This is a genomic window from Paenibacillus tritici (genome assembly GCF_013204885.1).
GTDB classification, from domain to species: domain Bacteria; phylum Bacillota; class Bacilli; order Paenibacillales; family Paenibacillaceae; genus Paenibacillus_AQ; species Paenibacillus_AQ tritici.
On the sequence record NZ_JABMKX010000020.1, the window covers coordinates 51,446 to 69,676 of the forward strand.

Genomic DNA, 18,231 nt, shown 5'->3' on the forward strand with positions numbered 1-18,231 from the left:
GTTATCAATGCTCCCTTGCCTGATGCTTTTTTGAGGACTAGGTCTTAATGGTACTGTATAGCTATTACCCCGAAATCACACTTACGAATACAACCAGACCCGCATTAACGAAAGAAGCTGATCCGTACTGATCGGTTTCTTCATATAATCGGAGGCTCCGGCCTCAATACACTTCGCCCGGTCCTCCTTCATCGCCTTGGCCGTAAGGGCTATAATCGGCAATTTCTGGTACTGCGGCATCTGCCGGATACGGCGCATGGCTTCATACCCGTCCATCTCCGGCATCATCATATCCATCAGCACCAGATCGAAATCATTCCGCTCGACAAGCATATCAATGGCCTCCCGGCCATTCTCGGCAAACTTCACTTCCATCTGGTATCCTTCAAGCACACTGGAGAGGGCAAAGACATTGCGGATATCGTCATCGACCAGCAGAATCTTCTTGCCGTCGAACAGCTCTTCCTTATTGTGCAGCTTTTGCAGAATTTTACGCTTATCCTCCGGCAGATTAGCTTCGACCCGGTGCAGGAACAGTGTGGTCTCATCCAGCAGCCGCTCCGGCGAGCGGACATCCTTAATAATAATGGATTCTGCATATTTGCGGAGTTGTGTTTCTTCTTTGCTGTCCAGATCCTTACCGGTATAAATAATAATCGGCAGATCATTCAGCTCTTCATCATCACGGATCTGGTCCAGCAGCTCGAATCCGGTCATATCACCCAGCATGAGGTCAAGGACCATACAGTCATACCTCTGCTTCCGCAGCTCGCTTAGAGCCTCATGGCCCGTTGAAACGGCGGTAATAGCAACATCATCATGTCCGATAAGCTCCATGATGGAACGGCGCTGAATGTCGTCATCCTCTACGATCAGCAGATGCTTCAAGGTGCTTGCCGTATAATTCTCAATCTGCGAGAAGGCCCGGTCCAGCGCTTCGCGGGAAGAAGGCTTTCTAAGATAAGCCATCGCCCCCATCATCAGCCCCTGCTTGATCTCGTCATTCACAGAAATCACATGCACAGGGATATGGCGGGTGTGGGAAGCGCTCTTCAGTTCCCTGAGGATCGACCAGCCGTCGATGACCGGCAGCTGAATGTCGAGAATAATCGCGTCCGGGAGATAGGTCTTGGCCATTTGCAGGCCGATATCTCCCTGAAGGGCCACCAGGGCTTTGAAGCCGCGCCCGCGGGCCATGCCCAGCAGTATTTTGGCGAAGCTCTCATCATCTTCGATAATCAGCAGCACCTTATCGCCGCTCTCCAGTGACTCACGGTCATCTTCGACGATCACAGGGACCGGAGGTGTTGGTGCGATATCTCCGGACACCTCCCATGGCAACGCCTCCCTGTACTGTTCAAGCGCCGCTGCCTCTCCGGCAGGCGCAGCTTCTATGGCTCCCGGCAGCAGGCTGAAGTTCCCCTTGATTGGCAGGTACAAGGTGAATTGGCTGCCTTGCCCTTCCCGGGACTCCAGTCCGATGGCTCCGCCCATTAAGCGGGCTAATTCGCGGCTGATCGACAACCCAAGCCCGGTGCCGCCATATTTGCGGCTGGTCGTTCCGTCAACCTGCTGGAAGGCCTCGAAGACAATATCGGTCTTGTCGGACGGAATACCAATTCCGCTGTCTTTGACTGATATCGCAATATAATCATATTCATGAGGCAGGTAAGAGGGCAGAGATTTGCCCTCCGCACGGCTGACAGAGAATTCCACATAACCTTCGCTGGTGAATTTGAAGGCGTTGGACAATAGATTACGCAGGATCTGCTTCAGCCTGTGGCCGTCGGTATACACATTGTCAGGCAGCGGCTCTTCGAACGAGAGGCGCAGAGACAGCCCCTTTTGGCTGGCCAGCGGAGCGAAATTCTGCTTCACGAAGGTTTTCAGCTCTGTCAGCGGAATCTCCTCTTGATTCAGCTCCATCTTGCCGGCATCCACCTTGGACAGATCTAGGATCTCATCAATCATCTTGAGCAGATCCGCACCCGACATGTAGATGGTATGGGCAAATTCTACCTGCTTGTCACTCAGGTTGCCTTCTTTATTCTCCGTGAGGAGCTGTGAAAGAATCAACAGGCTGTTAAGCGGGGTCCGCAGCTCATGGGACATGTTGGCGAGGAACTCGGATTTGTATTTGCTGGTCACCGCAAGCTGCATCGCCTGCTTCTCAAGCTGGACGCGGGCATGTTCAATCTCATCCTTCTTCTCTTCAACCTCCTGCACCTGATCCTGCAGGGCACGGGTCTTGGAGACCAGCTCTGTGTTGTAGTGCTCGAGTTCTCCCTGCTGCCGCTGCAGCAGCTCCTCGGAGCGCTTCAGGGCATCTGTCTGCTCCTCCAGATTCTCATTGGAACGGCGCAGCTCCTCCTGCTGGGTCTGCAGCTCCTCCGACTGGCACTGTAATTCTTCGGTGAGGGCCTGCGATTCCCGCAGCAATTCCTCAACCACAAGCCTGCGGCTGATATTGTTCAGAATGATCCCCAGATTATTCGACAGCTGATTCAGCAGTTCATTCTGCAGCACCGAGAACGGGGTGAAGGAAGCGAATTCAACCACACCCAGCAGCTCATCCTCGAATAACAGCGGATGGATAGAAATATAGCCCGGATGCGATTCCCCGAATCCCGAGGACACGGAAATATAGTTATCCGGCGCCTCGGTCAGCTTAATCGGCAGCTTATCCAAAGCGGCCTGGCCGACCAGCCCCTGCCCGATCTCGAAGCTCTCCTTCGGATGAACGCCTTCCTCACCGGCATAGAATGCACTGCTGACCAGCAGGTTCGGGTTGTCCTGACTCTTCAGATAAAGGGCACCATACTGGGCTCCCAGCACAGGAGTGAATTCACTGATAAAGGTCTGGGAGACCTGATCCAGCGAGCTGACACCGCGCAGCAGCTCCGTGACCCGGGCTATATTGGCATTCAGCCAGGCCTGATCGCTCTGGGCCTGGGCGTAGGACCGCTCGAGCTGCTGCTTCTGCTCGATATCTTCGGCCATCCGCTGGAACACCCGGGCTACGTCACCAATCTCATCCTTGGACTTCACCTTGATCCGGCGGATGGCCCGCATTTTGCCGTTGCCGAAGCTCGTAATCATCATGGAGACAACGCTAAGGCCGCGCGTGATACTTGGGATCACCCACAGAATCACACCCAGCCCGAGCAGCAGTCCCAGCACCATAATCAGGGTTACCATTTGGATCGATCTTTCGGAAGCGCTCTGGGCATTGGCAGTCTCTTCTGTCATGCGGAAGGCATTGTAATCTGACAGGACATTCAGACTGTTCAGCACCTCGTCCTGAATATCCTGTCCTTCTGTGTTGCGGTAGGAATTGGCATTCTGAAAGAACCCTGCGCTCAGCAGCTCCAGGACCTTATCCTGATATTTCAGATAAGCGGAATAGGAGTTCTCGATGCGTGATAACATCTGCAGCTCCTCCGCAGTCTTCAATGAGCTCTTAATGTTCGCCAGATGCTCATCAGCCTTGAGAACCTTACTCTCAATTTGGTCCTTCTGGGATTCCACTGACACCGTGTCTGCGTTAAGCATCGAGGTCGTCAAGATCCGGGCCATATCATTCACTTCGCCGCGAAGCCCCGAGGAGGCGCGTCCCTTGGTGTATCTCTCCTGGTAGCTGTCAAGCTGGCCGCTCATATAATGCAGCCTGTCATAGCCGATCATGGTAAGGGCCAGCATAATGGCCAGCATCGCACTGAACCCGATTAGCAGTTTCGCCTTAATCTTCATTGCCTATCTGTTCCTTTCTTCATAGAGATCCATACCAGACATTTATCATCATCACGGTCCGAATTGACAGGTTCGCTCAGGAAGGCAGCGCGCATAACCTCTTCCTGCCAGTCATGAGTGGCATTCAGATGCCCGATCATGAACCTCAGCTGGTCCTCCTGCTCTCCCTCCACCATCTCCAGGAGACCATCCGTAAACAGTACCAAATGGCCTTCCTCTTCATAGCTCAGGCTCTGCTGCTGGATATCAATCCGGTCAAACAGTCCAACGGGGTGGCAGTTGCTCTCCAGCAGAACGGGCGTCTTAGCCTCTCCTTCAAAGAACAGTGCCGGCGGATGCCCGGCATTCACATAGTTAATCCGCTTCATCCGGGTATCAATCACCAGATAGATGGCCGTGAAATAATACTGGACCAGCTGCTTCTCAATATATAGCTGGTTAAAGCGCCTGTTGAGCTCCTGAATTACCTTCTCGGGTTCAACATAGGTAGTCACGGTATCCTTCAGGACGGAGGCCAGGAACATGCAAAATAAAGAGGAAGAAATGCCGTGCCCCATCATATCCAGCAGGATAACAGCATAACGCCCTTCCCCGAGCGGATACCAGGCATACAGATCCCCGGCCAGCTCGAAGGAAGGCTGATAAATGGCATGTACCTCCAGGGTGTCCTCGGTAAGCGGCAGACTAAGCACTGCATTCTGTACCAGGGCTGCCAGCTTCAATTCATCCTGGATACGCTGATCCCGCTCCTTATGCCAGTCCTTCTCGCGCTTGAGCCGCAGCGCCAGGCGGATACGGGCCATCAGCTCGACCTTGTTAATCGGTTTGGTAACATAATCGACCGCTCCGGCATCCAGCGCCTCTGCAAGCTTCTTCGAGTCTCCTACGGCAGTAACCATAATGATAGGAATATCCTTGAGATGCTCGTATTGCTGCACCACACGGCAGGCTTCAATTCCATCCATCTCGGGCATCATCATATCAAGCAGAATCAGATCCACATCGGACGGCCTTGGCGGCTCTGCCCCAGCCTCTGTACTGACACCCAGCAGTTTTAACATATCTTTAGCGGACGAAGCCGTTATAAAGTTTCGGTAATCTTCTTTTTTGAGGATTTCACGGATAATGATTACATTGGTAGGATTGTCATCTACGATTAGAATTCTCAAGTCTTCCTCACCTCACCTAATTAATATATCTATCATACGATATTTAAACGGCCTGTTACCAACTCACTAGATATTGGAACAAATCAGGTCCCGTCTTCAACAAAGTAACCTCCAGCCCCACTATCATCTAGTGGGACTGGAGGTTACGCTATTGGACTATAGAGCTCACACAAGCTGAGCGGAAATTACTGCGGGTTTCTTTTGGCAATAACCAGAACCTTGCCTGAATCAAGCTCTTTCTCATAAAATGCCGCCTCTGCACTGCTGAAGCCCAGCGACGTAATCTTGGAACGCAGCGCATCGCCGCGGGAACGGAAGAGATTCGCGATCGCGCCAAATAACCCTTCTTCACTTAACCCGACCTCATTGACATCAGCAGCATCCACGATACGGCCTTCGCGGTCTTCATCGTGACTGATCACATAAAGATCATCTCTGGTGTAGCCGCTGCTCTGCAGCCGTTTCACTTCTTCTATGGCCTGAACACCATTCTCCAGCAGCTTGGCATAGGCCTGTGTACCGGTTGAATCCATGAAATCACTCTCCTTGATCTTATAATTTAAGAGGGCAAAGCAGTTGAAAGATGACTGAGCATTCATTAACCGGATCTGCCCCTCTTGAAACAGCCCTAGAAGGAATTCCCGTCAAACAAATCGAGCCCGTTCCATTCCCCAGTATCCATATTGCGGTAGATTTTGAGCGCAGCAGTTCCTCTTATATAAACATCGCCGTCCTCGGCTTCAAAATCGGGAGTCCCCAGTATATCCTGCACATTCATCGTCTGCGGGTTCAACTGCCGGTCATTGAGCTTCAGACCATATTGCTCAGCCTGGGAGGGTGAAGCATGTACATAGAGGACAACCCCGCCGCAGACTCCCGCTGAGACGTCGGCATATTGATACTCCAGGCAATCGGCCCAGGGATCGGGGGCAATCTGCAGCGGAGTGCCTTTGGTCCGCAGCAGCGAATCTTCCGGCATATATAAGCTGATGCCGGACAAGGAATCGAAGCTGCTTATGTAGGAATCGGTACTGAGGTTATGCCCGAAGGCAAACATTACCGGGGGCTGCACGGAAGTATAAGGTTCGGCAGGGATAGTCTCATCTTGCGGCGGTACAGATATGAAGGGAGACAGCAGACTTAGTAAGAGAATAACCATTTTCATGTAAGTTCCCGCCTTTCATAAGCTGAAGTTGCCCTCGGCATGAGCCCTGCCGTATCTCATTACAATAGATTAAGGGCGGAATTTCTGCCAGATCGCTGCTGCAGCATCCACGCTTTTGAGCGCTGTTGCTATTTTGCCCTTGGACTTGCTTGCATTGACTGCCTCATAGGATTGGACGGTTCTCTCTTCGGCTGGCGTTAGCGGCGCTTCGGCAATGGATACCGATTTCGCCTTGTCCTTCAGCTCACGCGATTTACGGAATTTCTCAATGACAGTTACTGATACCTGCTTCACGGTCAATGTCAGCTCATTCATCACATCGCCCAGATTCTTCACAGAATCGACGATCGGGTCAATCTTCTGAATTTTGCTCTGGACATCGGCCGTGATGTCATTGGCGTGTCTGACGGTTGTTTTCACTTCATACGTCAGCTCATCAATAGTCTTCTGAACTTCCTGCAGAGTCTGACTGACCTTGTCGAGGGATTCCTTCGCTGACTTCAAGGTTTTGATTAAGAAGAATACGAGTACTGCGAATGCAACAGCAACAAGTGCTACGCTAAGTTCAATGATCATTTCCATAACCCCTTCCAAAATGTCTAAATTGTCGGTGTGCTCTGCCTGATACTGCATAGTTACCCTTACCGAATTCGGCCGAAACAAAGGGTCAAGCCCCTGGAATCCTCCTTTCGCTCCGCCTGTTTCAAATGGATAAGCATCGTTTAAACAATGACTACATCAACACACAGAAAGGATGACATCTCATGCTAAGATGGTCAATAATTCTGCTGGTAGTTGCGCTGATTGCCGGTATCTTCGGATTCTTCAATATTGTGGCGGCGGCTGTCGGGATCGCCAAGGTATTGTTCTACATCTTCCTGATCCTCTTTGTGGTTTCGCTCTTCATGGGGCGCAGGGGACGTTCAATGTAAACAACCTTCTTAATGAAAAGAACCCTACCGTTTGCTGACTGTAACCAGGTAGTATCGTCAGGCCCGGAGGCTTCCGCCTGGAAGCCTCCGGGCCTGCTGCTGTTCAAATCTGTTGTTATAGCGCTGTTAGAAGCTGTTCATCCCGGCAGAACACAAAGAAAAAATAAATTTATTTCTAACAATGGTTCATTCGATGCAATTTATGTTTACATCCTTATTAGCACAGTGCAAACATAGAAAATCACACCAACAACAATACCAGGAGGAATCATCAATGAAAAAATTAGCCAGTTTAACAGTAGCAATGGGTCTTATGGCTTCCATAGCAGCTACAGCTTCCGCCGCCGAGGTGACAACAGGTACAACAGACACTACTAAAACCACTTCTTCTGATGCAGTAACTACTGTAACAGGAGCCACTTACCTGAACCCGGCTGACCCGGTAATTACACCAGCAGATGTCAAACCTGCGACTCCTCAGATCATTCTAACAAAAATCACAGCATTCCACCTTACTATGGGAAGCATGGCAACTCCTGCTGGCTGGCTGAGTGCACAGACAGTCGATACTACAGGTGTGATTATGAGAGACGCTATGGGTAACGAATGGAGAGAAGTATATACTTGGCTGGGCAAAGCTTGGATCAAGGTTCCTTCCTCCGCTTATATCATCACTCCATAAGCTACTTACACATATGAGTCATAGCTGCTCATTCGCTGCAGCTATGACTCAACGGATATATCATACCATAAGGCCCGTGGACGTTAGTCCAAACGGCCTTTTTTTTGTGTTCATATTCATAGAAAAAAAGGGTTATCCCTTCAGTAGAATCTTCTACTGAAGGGATAACCCCGCAAAACACCCGCACTCGTTCACCCGTCACAAACTTGTACTGCCTGTCGCTTCTTCCTGCCCTAGCTATATAATTAGCGGATGACCGAGCCTCCGTAAAGGAAACGATTCATCCATGAAGCGCTTAATTTGTCTACCCTTACGCCGCCGGAGCTTACAGAGTAGGTGTGTAACAGCTGTCCGTCACCCAAATACATGGCTACATGCGTAATTCTTGCCGCAGACTTGTCGATCCCCGCATACGCAGAGGACGAACTCCCTTTATAATCCATGAAGAACATTAAATCGCCGCGCTTCAGGCCTGCAATATCCGTTACGGCTGTGTTATTCTGCTTCACCCAATCCCCCTGCTGCCGGGAATCGGCAGGCAGCTTCAAATTCGCTGCATCCATAAAGATCTGGCGGATGAAATCAGAGCAGTCGAAGGTCCTAGTATCATTCCGGCTGGAGCCGAATTCATACGGTGTCCCCAAGTAACCCATACCCGCTGAGATTACACGCTCAATTGCAGCAGTCTGGTCCCCCCCGGCCGTTGGTACAGGCACAGGCGCAAGCGTAGGTACCGGTGTCGGTGTTGGCACAGGTGCCGGTGTTGGAACCGGCACGGGTACAGGAGCAGGCGTTGAGATACCCGCCGCAGCAATATACTGCTTGTCCGAGCTCGTATAACCGACCAGACCCGCGGCGGTTCTTATTTTGTACCAATAGCTGTTCGTAGCTTCAAGGATGGTAATCTGGTCATTCTTATATAAGTATCCCATAATCGTGCCGTTTGAGGAAGGGGTCTCCCGAAGACGGACTGTGGCCTGGATAACTGCGGTCTGAGATGCAGGGGCGGAAGCCGTAACCACGCGGATGTAGGAATCTCCCGAGCTGGTATAACCGGTGATCCCCTCTGCTGTTCTTACTTTGTACCAATAGCTGCCTGCGGCCTCCAGAATAACAACCTGGTCACCTTTACTCAGATATTTCAGGACCTTGCCATCGGTAGAAGGATCTGTACGCAGCCGGACAGAGGTTTGAATGATGCCTGTCTGTCCGGCAGACGCCGCCAAAGACGTAATAGAAGAATCCGATGCAGCCAAAGCCTGCTCCGGACTGAATGCTCCCAAGGATAATGCCAGTGATGCAGAAACCCATAATGATGCTGTAAATTTCTTAGGTGATACGATCATAGCGTTCCCCCGCTTAGCGTATTAAGAAATTCAACAACGGCGCGCGCTACGTTTGTTGCTTTCTGCCCTCATTATAGGCTTACCCGGGATTTGGAACATGCTCCAAATTTCACAAAAAACCTTGCCATCTTATGGTAACATGCAGGTCTATAGTCTCGATTTCTCCTTGGATTTGGTGGAAATTACAGCTAACTAGGAGAAATTAAGGAATGGCTTAGTCCTTGGGTTCGACATGAACCTGCACATGCATGATGTTATGCAGCTTGCTCATCCGCTCTTCAATGGAGTCACTAATCTCATGTCCCTCCATAACTGTCATCCGGGCATCCACCTCCACCACCACATCCACCAGCACATGATTGCCGTGTACCCGGGCCTTCAGATCCTTGATGCCCTCCACTCCCGGTGTCCGGGCAATCGTACTGCGCAGATCCAGCAGCTTATCTTCATCGAATCCGTCGGTCAGGCGGTACGTGGAATCACGGAAAATATCCCAGGCCGTCTTGGAGATCAGCAATCCGACCCCGATCGCAGCAACCGAATCAATCCACGGCAGTCCAAATTGCGCACCTGCAATCCCTATCGCCGCCCCCACACTAACAATGGCATCCGAGAAATTATCCTTGGCTGCAGCCATCAGCGCATGATTATTGATCCGCTTCGCCAGACGCTTGTTATATATATATACCCCCATCATCGCTACGGCACACACCAGCGCAACTCCAGCCGACCAGAGCTGGGGTACAGCCTTGCTGCCTTCAAACAAAGAGCGCACCGCTTCCACGATAACCTGGATGCCGACCAGCGCCATAATAAAAGAAGCCATCAGCGCGGCAACCGTCTCGGCCCGGAAATGCCCGTAGGTATGATCGGAATCCGGCGGCTTCCGCGAGATGCGCAGACCGATCAGCACGGCAAGCGAGGCCACGATATCGGTTAAATTGTTGAAGCCGTCTGCCAGGAGTGCACTGGAAGCGAACAAGTAGCCGCAGACCAGCTTGAAGGCAGACAGAACCAGATAAGCAGCAATACTGACCATCGCACCCTTTTCACCCTTGCGTATATCCTCATAAATATCCGTCATTTTCTGCCGTCCCCTCCCCATCCTTTGCCGCATAAGTTACAGGAAAACTTTCTTTGAGTTATTCTTGCCCTTGTAGCAGCATTTAAAAACAATTAGAATAAGGAATAAGGACTTGCTGCCTAAGGGGGTAACATAATGAGCGAGAACAATGAGAAACCAAAAATTAATTTGGCCGATGCGATCCGCCAGAAGCTGGAGCAGAAGAAACAGCATGCTTCGGGTAAACCGGGGTCAACCTTCCAGGCCGGCTCCGCGAAACCGCTGAAAAGCCAGAACAACAAGAAGCCTAATAACCAGCGGCGCAGGACTGGCGGTTCCTAAAACCTGTATATTTGAACATAAACGGCTGCGTTATCCCTTCGGGGACGACGCAGCCGTTTGCTTATGCCTTCATTGCTGTTCATTCTGCCTATCTCTGGTTCTTATACCTCTACCGGATACATCCGGGTACGCATTTCCTTGATCTCCGGGTTCTCCAGATACTCGTCATAACTCATCGTACGGTCAATGATTCCAGCCGGTGTAATCTCGATGATACGGTTGGCAATCGTCTGAATGAACTGATGGTCATGGGAGGTGAACAGAATGGTGCCGTCAAAGTCGATCAGACCGTTATTGAGCGCGGTGATCGACTCCAGATCCAAGTGGTTGGTCGGCTCGTCGAAGACAAGCACGTTGGCCCCGTTCAGCATCATCTTGGCCAGCATACAACGGACCTTCTCGCCTCCGGACAATACACTCGCCTTCTTCAGTGCTTCTTCACCGGCAAACAGCATCCGGCCCAGGAATCCGCGCAGGAAGGTTTCGTCCTGATCCTTGGAATACTGGCGCAGCCATTCTACCAGGTTCATATTCACACCATCGAAGTAGCGGGAGTTATCCTTAGGGAAATAAGCCTGGGTAGTTGTAACTCCCCAAGTATACTCACCGGCATCGGCTTCCTGCTCTCCCATAATCACATCGAACAGCAGTGATTTGGGCTGGGAATACGGGCCTACAAAAGCGATCTTATCGCCTTTGTTCACCACAAAGCTGACTTCATCCAGTACCTTCTCGCCGTCCACCGACTTGGTCAGACCGCTGATCGTAAGCAGCTGCTTGCCGGCTTCACGCTCAGGCTTGAAGTTCAGGAACGGATATTTACGGTTGGATGGACGGATATCGTCCAGAGTAATCTTCTCGAGCTGCTTCTTACGGGAAGTGGCCTGCTTCGATTTGGAGGCATTGGCGGAGAAGCGCTGAATGAAGGCTTGCAGCTCCTTCATCTTCTCTTCCTTCTTCTTGTTCGAGTCGCGCTGCAGAGCCTGGGCCAGCTGGCTGGACTCATACCAGAAGTCGTAGTTGCCGACGTACATCTGGATTTTGCCGAAATCAATATCCGCAATATGCGTACAGACCTTGTTCAGGAAGTGACGGTCATGGGATACCACGATAACGGTGCCTTCGTAGTCCATAAGGAAATTCTCCAGCCAGCCGATGGATTCGAGGTCCAAATGGTTGGTAGGCTCATCGAGCAGCAGGTTGTTCGGACGTCCGAACAGAGCTTGCGCAAGCAGTACCCGGACCTTCTCGTTGCCGCTGAGTTCGGCCATTTTTTTGTCATGCATTTCACGCATAATACCCAGTCCGATCAGCATGGCTGCTGCGTCCGGCTCGGCGTCCCAGCCGTTCAGCTCAGCGAATTCGCCTTCCAGCTCACCGGCACGAAGTCCGTCGGCTTCGGTGAAGTCGCTTTTTGCGTACAGGGCATCCTTTTCCTTCATAATTTCATACAGGCGGGTATGGCCCATGATTACCGTTTCCAGTACCTGGAATTCATCATACTCGAAATGGTTCTGTTTGAGTACGGCTAGACGTTCACCGGGTGTGATATGCACATCGCCAATGTTCGCTTCGATCTCTCCGGACAGAATTTTCAAAAAGGTCGATTTGCCGGCGCCGTTCGCGCCAATCAGACCATAGCAGTTGCCGGGTGTGAATTTTATGTTTACATCCTCAAATAGTGCGCGTTTTCCGTAGCGGAGTGTTATACCGCTTGTGCTAATCATTAAGCATTACCATCCTTTTCACTTAGGTTCCGGCTCATTATAGCATAAAATCAAGGCAAATGGCCCGTAATTGTAGCCCTTTAAGGGGCATCTTTGCCCTTTTCCAGGCAAATATCTTATCAAGTGGAAACAACTTTGCCGTCCTTTTAAGGAAGGCACCGTTTCAGCGAGAAATAGAAGGATAAGTTATCGTGTGAAACATATAATTTCTTATATTTTTAAGTAGAAGGGTTATGCGGGACTTCTCCCGGTCCGCCGCCGGCAGTTATTGTCCGGGCGGGCGCTCTTCGGGATGCACCACCAGTGTCTCCCCATAACCTAATGTACGGATACGCTCCTCGCTGATCCCCTGCTGCACCCTTGCCTGCTCCATCCGGTCCAGTGCTTCCCGGGCGGTGTCATCAGCCAGCCTGAACGTTCCGAAATGCATGGGAATCATAAGCTCTGCGCCTACATCTATAAATGCCTGCACGGCTTCCTCGGGATTCACATGCTGCGAGTTCATGAACCATTCCGGTTCATAGGCCCCGATTGGCATCAGCGCAACATGCAGCTTGAAGCGGCTGCCGATCTCCTTGAAGCCCGGGAAGAAGCCGCTGTCCCCGGCAAAATACAGGTTCGGCGGAAGCTTGCGCTGTCCCTTGCCCTCTTCGCCCTCCGGATGCTTCTGCGGATCTGCCGGCTGAAGCACATAACCGCCCCAGTGCGAGGAATTGGTATCAAAGGGCGTCCGCCGGGTCCAGTGCTGGGTCGGGACGAATGTCAGCTTGACGGCACCGAGCGTAAGCTCCTGCCACCACTGCATCTCCAGGCAGTCCGGGAACCCTTTGCGGACCATTTTGCGCTTCAGTCCTTCCGGGACCACAAGGGTCGTCGTTCCTGCCCGGTACAACTGGCGGATGGAAGCGATGTGCAGGTGGTCATAATGGGAATGGGAGATCAGAATCAGATCAATGGGCGGAATCTCGCCAATGGGTATCCCCGGCAGACCGATCCGCTTCTCAAACCCCAGCCTCCGCGCCCAGATCGGATCGGTGATGATATTAAGACCTTCATATTGCAGAAAAAAAGTGGAGTGCCCGATCCACGTGATCGTTGTCTCCAGCCGGTTCCCGGCCAGATATTCCAGCCGCGGCGGATGATTCGGCACTTTATAGGTATAATCCTTCTTCTTCCGGCGGCGTTCCTCACGCCATTGGCGGAATTCCTTAAGCGTTTTATCGGTGCTGACATTGTCGATGTTGTTGTAACGTATTCTTGCCATAGTGGAACCACTCCTTAATTCACTTAACTTAACTATAGAGTTCCGCAATGTCATTTGCAAAAATCCCGAGGGTGTGCAGGCGTGTACCGATGTGTAATGCTACTACTTACAAATGTTACCCATTTCGCTCAGGAGGAAACGTATGCGGGAAACGAAAGCAGATTTATTATTTAGAATCCTGCCCATAATACAACATTCTCTTCCTGATCTTGGAGCAAACCTTAGATTGTTGCATGAAAAGCAGCATTTGTTACACCTTCAATCGGCATAGCAGCGGAAAATGTTGTATTTCGTACAGGAAAGCTCCCGGATACCGAGATATCGGAAAGGTAAAGTTGCCATAGGTGCAACAACAGTTCAAGCAGTCACCGGATTTCCACCGCTTAATGTGTTTCAAAATCAAGAAATTTGGGGCTGGGCAGCGGCCGGAAGTCCAAATGTTTCACAGCAGTGACGATGAAGGCTCAAGTTTAAAGCTTAAGAGCGTCATATTTAAATATTTAAAATTTTAGCGGCTTCCAGCCCCTGACCCTTTGTATTCACCTGCTCAAATGATGTAAAATGCGGGTAATGCGAACGGTATCTATGCTATTCATAAAAAGGAGCTGACGTATGAAGATTACATTTATTGAACCGACTCCGAGTCCAAATACAATGAAGCTTCATCTGGACGAGAGCCTTACGCCCGGCATCCGCCGGACTTATACCCCGGAAACCCTGCGCTCCGCCCCTTCCTGGGCGCAGGATATGCTGAACATTCCGGGTGTCACCAGTATTTATCATGCCGCCGACTTCGCCGCACTGGAGCGCAAGGGCAGTGCAGACTGGGCGGCGATTCTGCGCGAGGTGCAGAGCCGCTTCGGCGCGGATGGCCTAAGCGCGGAATACAGTCTCGGCGATGAGAATGACGGCGCCCACTTCGGGGAGGCCCAGGTATTCGTACAGATGTTCCGCGGCATCCCGATCCAGATCCGCGTGAAGACCGGCGCGAAGGAAGAGCGCATCGCCTTGTCCAGCCGCTTCACCCAGGCGGTGACCGATGTGGCCAGCGCCGTGATGATCAAGGAGCGCAAGCTCACCGATTACGGCGTACGCTACGGCGAGCCGCCGGAGATTGCCCGCGAGGTCGAGCAGGAGCTGGAGGCGGCGTATCCGCAGGAACGCCTCGACTCCCTCGTGCAGCAGGCCATCGCGCACGGGGCAGCCGGCGAGTTCGTCGAGCAGCGGCACAAGAAAGAGCAGGCCGAGCTGCTGCGGGACCTGCAGGACGAGGATTGGCGCGTGCGCTACGCCGCGCTGGAGGATCTGGCGCCGGGCGAGGAGCTCCTGCCGGAGCTGCGTACGGCGCTGCACGACCCCAAGCTGCAAATCCGCAGATTGGCTGTCGTGTACCTGGGCGACATCCGCACGCCCGGGGCGATGGAGCTGCTCTATGAGGCGATGCAGGATCGCGCCCCTGCTGTGCGGCGCACGGCCGGGGACACGCTCTCCGACATCGGCGACCCGGCGGCGACGCCGGTGATGACGGCGTCGCTGACGGACGCCAGCAAGCTGGTGCGCTGGCGGGCGGCACGCTTCCTGTATGAGGTCGGGACAGCCGAAGCTCAGGAGGCCCTTGCCTTTGCGGCGGAAGACCCTGAATTCGAGGTGGGGCTGCAGGCCAAGATGGCACTGGAGCGGATTCTGTCCGGCGAGGAAGCGGCGGGCACCGTCTGGCAGCAGATGTCGGAGCGCAGACGGACCTGAGCTAAGCCTGGTGTATTTTGTCATTGCCTGGATAGCCGGATTGCATTATACTGATTCCTGTTGTTCATATCGTTCAAAGATAGCCTCATCATACCTAGGATGAGGTAGAGGTCGCGGATAGGAAGAGTAAGCGCGTGGAGATGCCTAAGAGCCATCGGTGATACGCGCCCAAAGGAATATCCGCCGAAATCGTCACTGCAGCTCTTAGTTCAGCAGTAACGATTGGGGCCGTTAGCCGAAAGGCGCGGAACTGTCACTGTGCGTATTGCCTGTCAGGAGACTGCGGGAAACGCACGGTGTTGCGCTATCTTAACAGGGAGTATGATGCGGAGCCTATATTCAGGAAACCGCAGCTCATTCTGCGGTTTTTTTGCGTGCAGCTTGCCGGTTGGAAGATACTGGCCGATGCAGGCAGCGGCGCTCCCCGCTGTGAACAGAACCATCAATCTAAAGGGAGTGTCCTATTCATGCAACAACAATCCAATTCTCCAGGCCTGCGCAAATCCTTCAAAGCAAGACATCTGACCATGATCGCCCTCGGCGGCTCCATCGGAACCGGACTGTTCCTGGCCAGCGGCGGCGCAATTGCTTCCTCGGGGCCGGGCGGAGCCCTGCTCGCCTATACCGCGGTCGGCATTATGGTCTATTTCCTGATGACCAGCCTCGGGGAGCTGGCGACCTATTTACCGGATTCTGGTTCCTTCAGCACGTATGGAACGCGGTTCGTCAGCCCCGCCTTCGGCTTCGCCATCGGCTGGAACTTCTGGTACAACTGGGCGGTTACCATTGCCGCCGAGCTGTCGGCAGCCACCGTCATTATTAAGTACTGGTTCCCGGACAGCCCCTCCATGCTCTGGAGTCTGCTGTTCCTGCTGCTCATGTTCGGTCTGAACTTCCTCTCCGCGCGCGGTTACGGCGAGTCAGAATACTGGTTTGCCATTATCAAGATTATTACCGTTGTGGTCTTCCTCATCGTCGGAGTCCTTATGATCTTCGGAATTATGGGCGGCAAAGCGGTGGGATTCAGCAACTTCCAGCTGGGAGGCAGCTCGTTCCACGGGGGATTCTTCGCGTTCGTCGGGGTCTTCATGGCCGCAGGCTTCTCCTTCCAGGGCACGGAGCTGGTCGGTGTCGCAGCCGGCGAGAGCGAGAACCCGCGCAAGAATGTGCCGATAGCGATCCGCCAGGTGTTCTGGCGCATCCTGATCTTCTATATCTTCGCTATTCTCGTCATCGGCATGATCATCCCTTATACGAATCCCGATCTGCTCCGCGGCGGAATTGATGATATCGGCGTCAGCCCGTTCACCATCGTCTTCAACAAAGCAGGGCTGGCGATCGCCGCTTCCGTCATGAATGCGGTCATTCTCAGCTCCGTGCTGTCTGCCGGCAACTCCGGAATGTATGCCTCCACCCGCGTCCTGTATGCCATGGCTAAGGATGGAATGGCTCCGCGTGCCCTCGGCAAGCTGAACCGCAGAGGAGTTCCTGTAGGCGCGCTGCTCGTGACTACTGCTGTCGGCATGCTGGCCTTCCTCGCCTCCTTCTTCGGGGATGGCGCGGTATACAATTGGCTGCTGAACGCTTCCGGGATGTGCGGCTTCATCAACTGGCTGGGGATTGCCGTCTGCCATTACCGCTTCCGCCGTGCCTTTGTGAAGCAGGGACATTCGCTCGATGAGCTGCCCTACCGGGCCAGATGGTTCCCTTTCGGTCCGTTGTTTGCCTTCGCGCTGTGTATGGTGGCTGTATTCGGCCAGAACATGGGCGCCTTCACCGGCTCAAGCATCGACTGGTATGGCATTCTGGTCTCCTATATCAGTGTTCCTCTGTTCCTGCTGATCTGGCTCGGCTACGGCTGGTTCCGCAAGAGCAGCATTATCCCGCTGGATAAGTGCGACCTGAGTACACACGCAGACTAGTAGATCATGAGATTTTAACTAGTAAAACCGCTTTTGGAAAAGCGCTGGCTGAAGGGTTGTCGGGCAAGGGTGGGGAGTTGCGTAAGGCTTAATTGTACTTCGTACAACTAAATCGTCTGATTTCAAACCAATTATTCGTTTAGATGTATTTGGTACATTTAAAAATCCATTTTCCTCTGGTTCTCACCCTTCGGGCTGATTTAGTTGTACAGACTACAGGTATACGATGCTCGTATGCCTTTTCGCTGTTTTTAAGTGTACATTCTACAGTTATTGTTGAATTGGACCTTACTCCCAAGGGAGTACGCCCTAATCATCGGTTAGGGAGACCGTAAGGAGCACACTCATCATGCTGCCGGTTGAAGTGGTCTAACGGTTTGCAATAAAAAGACCGGCTGTGCCCCCTTCACGGAGGCTCAACCGGTCTTTTTGCACGCTATGGGATGTATTACAGTTGGGTTGCTTATTACGCCCAGGTGGTGATCGTATCGACCGGGAGGCGGTAGGACGGATAACCCTCTTTGGCGGCTTTGCCGATCGAGATCAGCATGACCGGCTGGAACCGTTCTTTATCCAGGCCAAAAGCTTCGGCAATGTGTTCCTTATCATATCCGGCCATCGGGTTGGTATCGTAACCGTGGGCACGGGCTACAAGCATTAGCTGCATGGAAACAAGCCCCGAATCAATCAGATTCACATCCCTGAGTTCGGATGCGGCAAGGTTCGCATAATAAGGCTTAATCTGCTGGAGCTGCATAGTCATGACGTCGCGCGGCATGTACCCAAGCTCCACGGCTTTGCCGAAAATTTCCTCTATATACTCACTGTTGCTGGCATCATAAAACACGGCAATCACTGCCGAGGAGGTAAGCGCCTGGGTCTGGTTGAAGGAAGCCAGCGGTGCGAGCTTTGCTTTGCCTTCCGCGCTGTCAATGACAAGGAAACGCCACGGCTGCATGTTAATGGCAGAGGGGGCACGGGAAGCTTCCTCCAGCATCTCTGTCATTTCCTCCCGGCTGATTTTCACCTCAGGATCATAGACCTTAACGGAACGGCGCTCCAGGACGATTTCATTGAAATCGTTGGATTTATGGAATTTACGGGTGATTGTGCTCATGTGAAT

At 52.5% G+C, this 18,231-nt stretch carries 15 protein-coding genes and 1 riboswitch; of the genes, 5 read left to right on the forward strand and 10 right to left on the reverse strand.

What is annotated here, in order from left to right; translation table 11 throughout:
* Positions 1–81: 81 nt before the first annotated feature.
* The 5 genes from HQN87_RS27205 to HQN87_RS27225 form a co-directional block, all read right to left on the reverse strand.
* Positions 82–3,750, reverse strand: a complete 3,669-nt coding sequence (locus tag HQN87_RS27205; protein WP_173139723.1) for a response regulator — start codon at positions 3,748–3,750, stop codon at positions 82–84.
* Positions 3,747–4,919: a SpoIIE family protein phosphatase gene (locus HQN87_RS27210; protein WP_173139725.1), complete on the reverse strand. Its 1,173-nt coding sequence runs from the start codon at positions 4,917–4,919 to the stop codon at positions 3,747–3,749. Before HQN87_RS27210 ends, HQN87_RS27205 begins: the two co-directional genes overlap by 4 nt.
* 185 nt (positions 4,920–5,104) lie before the next feature.
* Complete coding sequence (locus HQN87_RS27215) at positions 5,105–5,452, reverse strand: YflT domain-containing protein (RefSeq protein WP_173139727.1); 348 nt, start codon at positions 5,450–5,452, stop codon at positions 5,105–5,107.
* A gap of 95 nt (positions 5,453–5,547) precedes the next feature.
* Positions 5,548–6,084, reverse strand: a complete 537-nt coding sequence (locus HQN87_RS27220; protein WP_173139729.1) for a hypothetical protein — start codon at positions 6,082–6,084, stop codon at positions 5,548–5,550.
* A gap of 69 nt (positions 6,085–6,153) precedes the next feature.
* The gene (locus HQN87_RS27225) at positions 6,154–6,660 is read right to left on the reverse strand and encodes a DUF948 domain-containing protein (RefSeq protein ID WP_173139731.1); all 507 of its coding nucleotides are present in this window, start codon (positions 6,658–6,660) and stop codon (positions 6,154–6,156) included.
* Between the two features lie 188 nt (positions 6,661–6,848).
* Here HQN87_RS27225 and HQN87_RS27230 point away from each other — a divergent pair, with 188 nt between their 5' ends.
* Both HQN87_RS27230 and HQN87_RS27235 read left to right on the forward strand, forming a co-directional pair.
* Positions 6,849–7,016, forward strand: a complete 168-nt coding sequence (locus HQN87_RS27230; protein WP_036694965.1) for a DUF1328 domain-containing protein — start codon at positions 6,849–6,851, stop codon at positions 7,014–7,016.
* Between the two features lie 274 nt (positions 7,017–7,290).
* Positions 7,291–7,698 carry a hypothetical protein gene (locus HQN87_RS27235; RefSeq protein WP_173139733.1) on the forward strand — a complete coding sequence of 136 codons (408 nt, stop codon included), beginning with the start codon at positions 7,291–7,293 and terminating at the stop codon, positions 7,696–7,698.
* A 245-nt stretch (positions 7,699–7,943) separates the two neighbouring features.
* Here HQN87_RS27235 and HQN87_RS27240 read toward each other — a convergent pair whose 3' ends face one another.
* Entirely contained in the window at positions 7,944–9,044 is a 1,101-nt protein-coding gene (locus HQN87_RS27240) for a C40 family peptidase (protein WP_173139735.1), read from the reverse strand.
* A 214-nt stretch (positions 9,045–9,258) separates the two neighbouring features.
* The gene (locus HQN87_RS27245) at positions 9,259–10,128 is read right to left on the reverse strand and encodes a cation diffusion facilitator family transporter (protein WP_173139737.1); all 870 of its coding nucleotides are present in this window, start codon (positions 10,126–10,128) and stop codon (positions 9,259–9,261) included.
* Positions 10,129–10,263: 135 nt separating this feature from the next.
* Between HQN87_RS27245 and HQN87_RS27250 the strand changes: the two genes are divergently transcribed.
* Positions 10,264–10,449: a hypothetical protein gene (locus HQN87_RS27250; RefSeq protein ID WP_036694961.1), complete on the forward strand. Its 186-nt coding sequence runs from the start codon at positions 10,264–10,266 to the stop codon at positions 10,447–10,449.
* A 101-nt stretch (positions 10,450–10,550) separates the two neighbouring features.
* Here HQN87_RS27250 and HQN87_RS27255 read toward each other — a convergent pair whose 3' ends face one another.
* Entirely contained in the window at positions 10,551–12,176 is a 1,626-nt protein-coding gene (locus tag HQN87_RS27255) for an ABC-F family ATP-binding cassette domain-containing protein (RefSeq protein WP_173139739.1), read from the reverse strand.
* 265 nt (positions 12,177–12,441) lie between these two features.
* Positions 12,442–13,440 carry an MBL fold metallo-hydrolase gene (locus HQN87_RS27260; RefSeq protein WP_173139741.1) on the reverse strand — a complete coding sequence of 333 codons (999 nt, stop codon included), beginning with the start codon at positions 13,438–13,440 and terminating at the stop codon, positions 12,442–12,444.
* 612 nt (positions 13,441–14,052) lie between these two features.
* Between HQN87_RS27260 and HQN87_RS27265 the strand changes: the two genes are divergently transcribed.
* On the forward strand, positions 14,053–15,186 hold the full coding sequence (locus HQN87_RS27265) for a conserved virulence factor C family protein (RefSeq protein WP_173139744.1): 1,134 nt from the start codon (positions 14,053–14,055) through the stop codon (positions 15,184–15,186).
* 97 nt (positions 15,187–15,283) lie between these two features.
* A riboswitch (Lysine riboswitch) is annotated at positions 15,284–15,501 on the forward strand.
* A 152-nt stretch (positions 15,502–15,653) separates the two neighbouring features.
* The gene (locus tag HQN87_RS27270; RefSeq protein ID WP_173139746.1) at positions 15,654–17,108 is read left to right on the forward strand and encodes an amino acid permease; all 1,455 of its coding nucleotides are present in this window, start codon (positions 15,654–15,656) and stop codon (positions 17,106–17,108) included.
* Between the two features lie 466 nt (positions 17,109–17,574).
* Here HQN87_RS27270 and HQN87_RS27275 read toward each other — a convergent pair whose 3' ends face one another.
* Positions 17,575–18,225 carry a nitroreductase family protein gene (locus HQN87_RS27275; protein ID WP_173139747.1) on the reverse strand — a complete coding sequence of 217 codons (651 nt, stop codon included), beginning with the start codon at positions 18,223–18,225 and terminating at the stop codon, positions 17,575–17,577.
* Positions 18,226–18,231: the final 6 nt, after the last annotated feature.